The organism is uncultured Georgenia sp. (assembly GCF_937958535.1).
Classification (GTDB): domain Bacteria; phylum Actinomycetota; class Actinomycetes; order Actinomycetales; family Actinomycetaceae; genus Oceanitalea.
Window position 1 is genome coordinate 1 of sequence record NZ_CALGNQ010000161.1, and the last position, 4,516, is coordinate 4,516.

General features: G+C 76.3%; 5 protein-coding genes. 1 reads left to right on the top strand and 4 read right to left on the bottom strand.

Annotated elements, in window-relative coordinates; genetic code table 11:
• The 4 genes from Q0195_RS08800 to Q0195_RS08815 form a co-directional block, all read right to left on the bottom strand.
• On the bottom strand, window positions 1–553 hold a 553-nt coding region (locus tag Q0195_RS08800), incomplete at its 3' end, for an ABC transporter ATP-binding protein (RefSeq protein ID WP_299277218.1).
• Entirely contained in the window at window positions 550–1,608 is a 1,059-nt protein-coding gene (locus Q0195_RS08805) for an iron chelate uptake ABC transporter family permease subunit (protein WP_299277221.1), read from the bottom strand. The genes Q0195_RS08800 and Q0195_RS08805, both read right to left, overlap by 4 nt.
• Entirely contained in the window at window positions 1,605–2,654 is a 1,050-nt protein-coding gene (locus tag Q0195_RS08810) for an iron chelate uptake ABC transporter family permease subunit (RefSeq protein ID WP_299277223.1), read from the bottom strand. Before Q0195_RS08810 ends, Q0195_RS08805 begins: the two co-directional genes overlap by 4 nt.
• 19 nt (window positions 2,655–2,673) lie before the next feature.
• Window positions 2,674–3,681 (bottom strand): siderophore-interacting protein, encoded by a 1,008-nt coding sequence (locus Q0195_RS08815; protein WP_299277226.1) that lies wholly within the window; start codon window positions 3,679–3,681, stop codon window positions 2,674–2,676.
• Window positions 3,682–3,784: 103 nt separating this feature from the next.
• Between Q0195_RS08815 and Q0195_RS08820 the strand changes: the two genes are divergently transcribed.
• A complete protein-coding gene (locus tag Q0195_RS08820; RefSeq protein WP_299277229.1) occupies window positions 3,785–4,240 on the top strand; it encodes a hypothetical protein in 456 nt (151 codons plus the stop codon).
• Window positions 4,241–4,516: the final 276 nt, after the last annotated feature.

The following is a 4,516-nucleotide window of genomic DNA, read 5'->3' on the forward strand; positions in this document are numbered from 1 at the left end:
GCAGCAGGTCGAGCACCTCGAGCTGGTGGGTGACGTCGAGGAAGGTCGTGGGCTCATCGAGCAGGAGGATCTGGGGGTCCTGGGCCAGCGCCATGGCGATCCACACCCGCTGGCGCTGCCCACCGGACAGCTCCTCGACCCGGCGCCCGGCGAGGTCGACGGTGCTCGTGGCCTCGAGCGCGCCGGCCACGACGGCGTCGTCGGCGGCGTCCCACTGCCGGAACCAGCCCTGGTGCGGGTGGCGGCCGCGGCCGACGAGGTCGGCGACGGTGATGCCCTCCGGGGCCCGCGGGCTCTGCGGGAGGATGCCGATGGTGCGGGCCACGTGGCGGGCGGGCAGCTCGCGCAGGTCGCGGCCGTCGAGGAGGACGGCACCGGCGGCGGGCCGCAGCAGCCGGGACAGGCCGCGCAGCAGCGTGGACTTGCCGCAGCCGTTGGCGCCGACGACGACGGTGACGGCACCGGGCGGGACGGTGAGGTCGAGGTCGGTGACGACGGCGCGGCCGTCGTAGGCGAGGGTGAGCCCGACGGTGCGCAGGTCGGGGCCGCTCATGCCGTCTCACCCCGTCGGTCCGCGGCGACGAGCAGCCACAGCAGGTAGCAGGCGCCCACGGCGCCGGTGATGATCCCCACGGGGGCCTCCAGGGAGGGGACGAGGTACTGGGCGGCGAGCTCGGCGCCGAGGATCACCGCGGCACCGACCAGCCCGGCGGGCAGCAGCACCGCCCCGGCGGTGGGCAGGAGGCGCCGGGCGATCGGGGCGGAGACGAAGGCGACGAACGCGACCGGGCCGGCGAAGGCGGTGGCGAGGGCGGCGAGCGCGACCGCGACGGCGAGCGCGAGCAGCCGCGTCCGCTCGACGCGGACCCCCAGCCCGCCGGCGGTCTCGTCACCCAGGGCGAGCACCCGCAGCCGACGGGAGACGCCGACGACGGCGGGCGCCAGGACGACGGCGGCCGCGGCGAGGACGGCGACGTCCCGCCAGCGCGGGGTGCCGATGCTGCCGACCATCCACACGAGCACCGAGCGGACGTCGTCGACGTCACTGCGGGTGAGGAGGTAGCCCACGAGCCCGTTGACGGCGAAGGCGATCCCGACGCCGACGAGGACGAACCGGTAGCCGGTCACGCCGCCGCGCCAGGCGAGGAGGTAGATGAGCGTGGCCGCGGCAGCCGCCCCGAGCAGGGCCGCGAGCCCGACGAGGAGCCCGGACAGGCCCAGGACGACGATGGCGAACGCCGCCGCAGCGCTCGCCCCGCCGCTGACACCGAGGATGTCGGGGCTGGCGAGCGGGTTGCCGAGCACCGTCTGGAAGATCCCACCGGCCACGCCCAGCGCGACGCCGACGAGGACGGCCAGCGCCACGCGGGGCAGCCGGATGCGGCCGATGGTGAAGGAGTCCTCGCCGCTGCCGCCGCCGAGCAGCCCGGCGAGGTGGTCCGCCGCCTCGGCGGCGTGACCACCCCAGGACAGGGCGGTCCAGGCGAGCGCGAGGACGACGCCGGCGAGGGCGACGGTGACCACCGCGGTGCGCCACCGGCGCCGGCGGCGCTCGGCACGGACGGCCTCACGGGCCGGGGCCGGGGCGGGGAGCAGCGTGGTCGTCACAGTCCGGCCGTCCTGGTGCGGCGCACGATGGCGATGAGGACCGGGGCACCGACGAACGCGACGACCAGCCCCACCTCGAGCTCCCCGGGACGGGCGACGAGCCGCCCGACGACGTCGGCGGTGAGGAGGAGGGCCGGGCCGACGACGACGGCGAAGGGCAGCACCCACCGGTAGTCGGGGCCGGTGAGGGGGCGGACGAGGTGCGGCACGACGAGCCCGACGAAGACGACCGGCCCGGCGAGCGCCGTCGCACCCCCGGCGAGGACGACGGCGGCGGCGAAGGCGACGAGCCGGGCGCGGCCCACGTCCAGGCCGAGGCCGCGGGCCAGGTCGTCGCCCATGGAGAGCAGGTTGAGCGCGCGGCCGCACAGGAGGGCCAGCAGCGCGCCGACCGCGAGGACCGGCAGCAGGGTGAGGACGACGGTGCCGCTCTCCCCGCTCCCCCGGCCGGCGAGCGACCCCACGGACCAGAACCGGTAGGCGTTCGTCGCGGTCGTGCTGCTCAGCAGCAGCAGCGTGAGCACCGAGGTGATCCCGGCGGCGAGCGCGGTGCCGACGAGCGCGAGCTTGACCGGGGTGGCGCCGTGCCGGCCGGCGGCGCCGATGCCGTAGACGAGGAGCGTGGCGGCGGCCGCCCCGGCGAAGGCGAACCACACGTAGGAGGAGGGGCTGGTGACCCCGAGGACGCTGATCGCCAGGACGACGAAGAGGGAGGCCCCGGCGTTGATGCCGAGGAGGCCGGGGTCGGCGAGCGGGTTGCGGGTCACCCCCTGCATCAGCGTGCCCGCCAGCCCGAGGGCCGCGCCGACGAGCAGCCCGACCGCGGTGCGGGGCAGGCGCTGGTCGAGGACGACGTTGTGGTCGTTGTCGCCGGGGACGCGGGCCGTCAGGGCGTCGACGACCGTGCCGAGCGGCACGTCGCGGGCACCGAGCGCGAGGCTGGCCGCGACGACGAGCAGGAGCACGGCGAGGGCGACACCCAGGCCGACCAGGCGGCGCCGGGTCGGGACGGACTGACGGTGCGTCGGGGTGAGGGTCGCGGTCATCGACGGGTGGTGCCGGCGCTCACTGCGCCTCGCTGCGCCCCTGGCGCCAGTAGCCCATGAAGGCGACGCGGCGGCGGCAGACCCCGGCCTCGCTGACGAGCATGCGCCGCAGCGTCTTGATGACGGCGGCCTCGCCGGCGAACCAGGCGTAGAAGTCCGAGCCGCACCGCTCACCACGGCCGCAGCTGTCGATCGGCTGGACGTGGAGGACCGGGGAGTCCCACAACAGCTGGGTGTCGACGTCCACGTCCTCCAGCGCCTGCCGGACGACGGCGCGGGCCTCGTTCACCACGGCGGCGTTGGCGGCGACCCAGGTGCGCACGGCGGGGACGAGCTCGTGCCCGTGGGGCCTGCCGTCGCGGACCAGCCAGGTGAGCTCGACGTCGGCGGGCAGGGTGACGTCGAGGACGTCCCCGGCGCGCGGGACCTCGATGAACGCCCGGGCGCGGCGGCCGGGTGGCAGGCTCTCGAGGATCGAGGTGATCGCGGGGGCGGCGGTCTCGTCACCGGCGAGGAGGAGCTCGGAGGCGGTGCCGGGGGCCCAGTCGGCGCCGACGGCGTTGTCCTTGGAGCGGGCGTCGGGACCGACGATGACCACCCGGTCGCCCGGGCGGGCGGCGAGCAGCCAGCGGGAGGCGGGGCCGCCGTCGCCGTGGACGACCATGTCGACGTCGACCTCGGCGACCTCGGGGCGCACGTCGCGCACCGTGTACGTCCGGAAGGGGCTGCGCCGCTCCTCCGGGGTCTGGCGCCATCGCTCGTACCAGGTGCCGGCGAGGATGGTGGCGGGGTCGTCCTGCCCGACGTCGGTGAGGTGACCGTCCGGCATCGGCAGCAGGAGCTTGATGCGCTGGTCGTGGCCGTGGGTGCCGAACCAGACGAGGTCCGCGCCGGTGAAGGTGACGCGGCGGAAGCTCGGGCCCAGGGTGGTGACGCGCGCGACCTCCACGGCGAAGGGGCGGTAGGCGGGGCGGTCGTCCAGGGGGACGTGCCGCACCGTCGTGGCGCTCCGAGGTGAGGTAAGCATTACCTAAGTGGACCACAGCACACCGAGGGTGCGCCAGACCTCCGGGGCAGGTTCCGTCATGTCGGTCCCGGAGGATGTCGGTGGTGGGTGGCAGGCTGCCGCCATGGACGACGACGCACGGGTCCCGCTCGCCGGAGCTCACCTGCTCGCGTCCTTCTTCGCGGCCGCGCCGGCGCTGGGCCACCCGGCCATCCGGGCGCGGGTGCCACGGGTGCGCGCCCACCTGCTCACCTACCTCGACACCGAGGGCGAGCAGTGGCTCACCCCGGACGAGCTGGTGCTGCTCCACGCCGAGCGTCAGCTCGAGCCGGTCGATGCCGTGCTGCGGGTCTCGGGTGTGGAGCTCGTGCTCGCCGCGCTCCCGGGCTTCTGCCACCCGGTGTGGCTGCTGCCCCAGCCGCGTGACGCCCGCGCCCAGCTGCGCGTGGTGGACGCGCTGCGCGACTGGGTGGCCGAGCACCACCGGCCACCGGACCCGGCCGGTCGGCTGCTCCTGGACCGGGTGGAGGAGGCGGTGCGGCGGGCGCAGGCGGTACTCGACGGCTCACCGGCACCGTGAGGCGGTGACCGGACCGCCGGGGCGACCCGTGGCCCGGTGGTGCTCGAGACGCCTGCGCGGTCGGCGCAGTCGCCGGTCCCAGGCCCGTGAGGAGCCGGCTCGGGCACGACCGTCGTCCCGGTCCGCCCGCACCGCAGGGCGCGGGCGGACCGGGATGGGTCGGTCAGGCCGTGATCGGTCCGCCGGAGGTGACGCGGCGGTGGCCGCGCCGGCGACGCGGCGTCGTGCTCGCAGCACCTGCCTCGTCCTGCTCCTCCGCGTCGGCCTTCGCGGCCG

Bases quoted from the DNA above. Each gene is read 5' to 3' on its own strand.
- Q0195_RS08810 (WP_299277223.1), bottom strand. From the start codon at position 2,654: ATGACCGCGACCCTCACCCCGACGCACCGTCAGTCCGTCCCGACCCGG.
- Q0195_RS08815 (WP_299277226.1), bottom strand. From the start codon at position 3,681: ATGCTTACCTCACCTCGGAGCGCCACGACGGTGCGGCACGTCCCCCTG.
- Q0195_RS08820 (WP_299277229.1), top strand. From the start codon at position 3,785: ATGGACGACGACGCACGGGTCCCGCTCGCCGGAGCTCACCTGCTCGCG.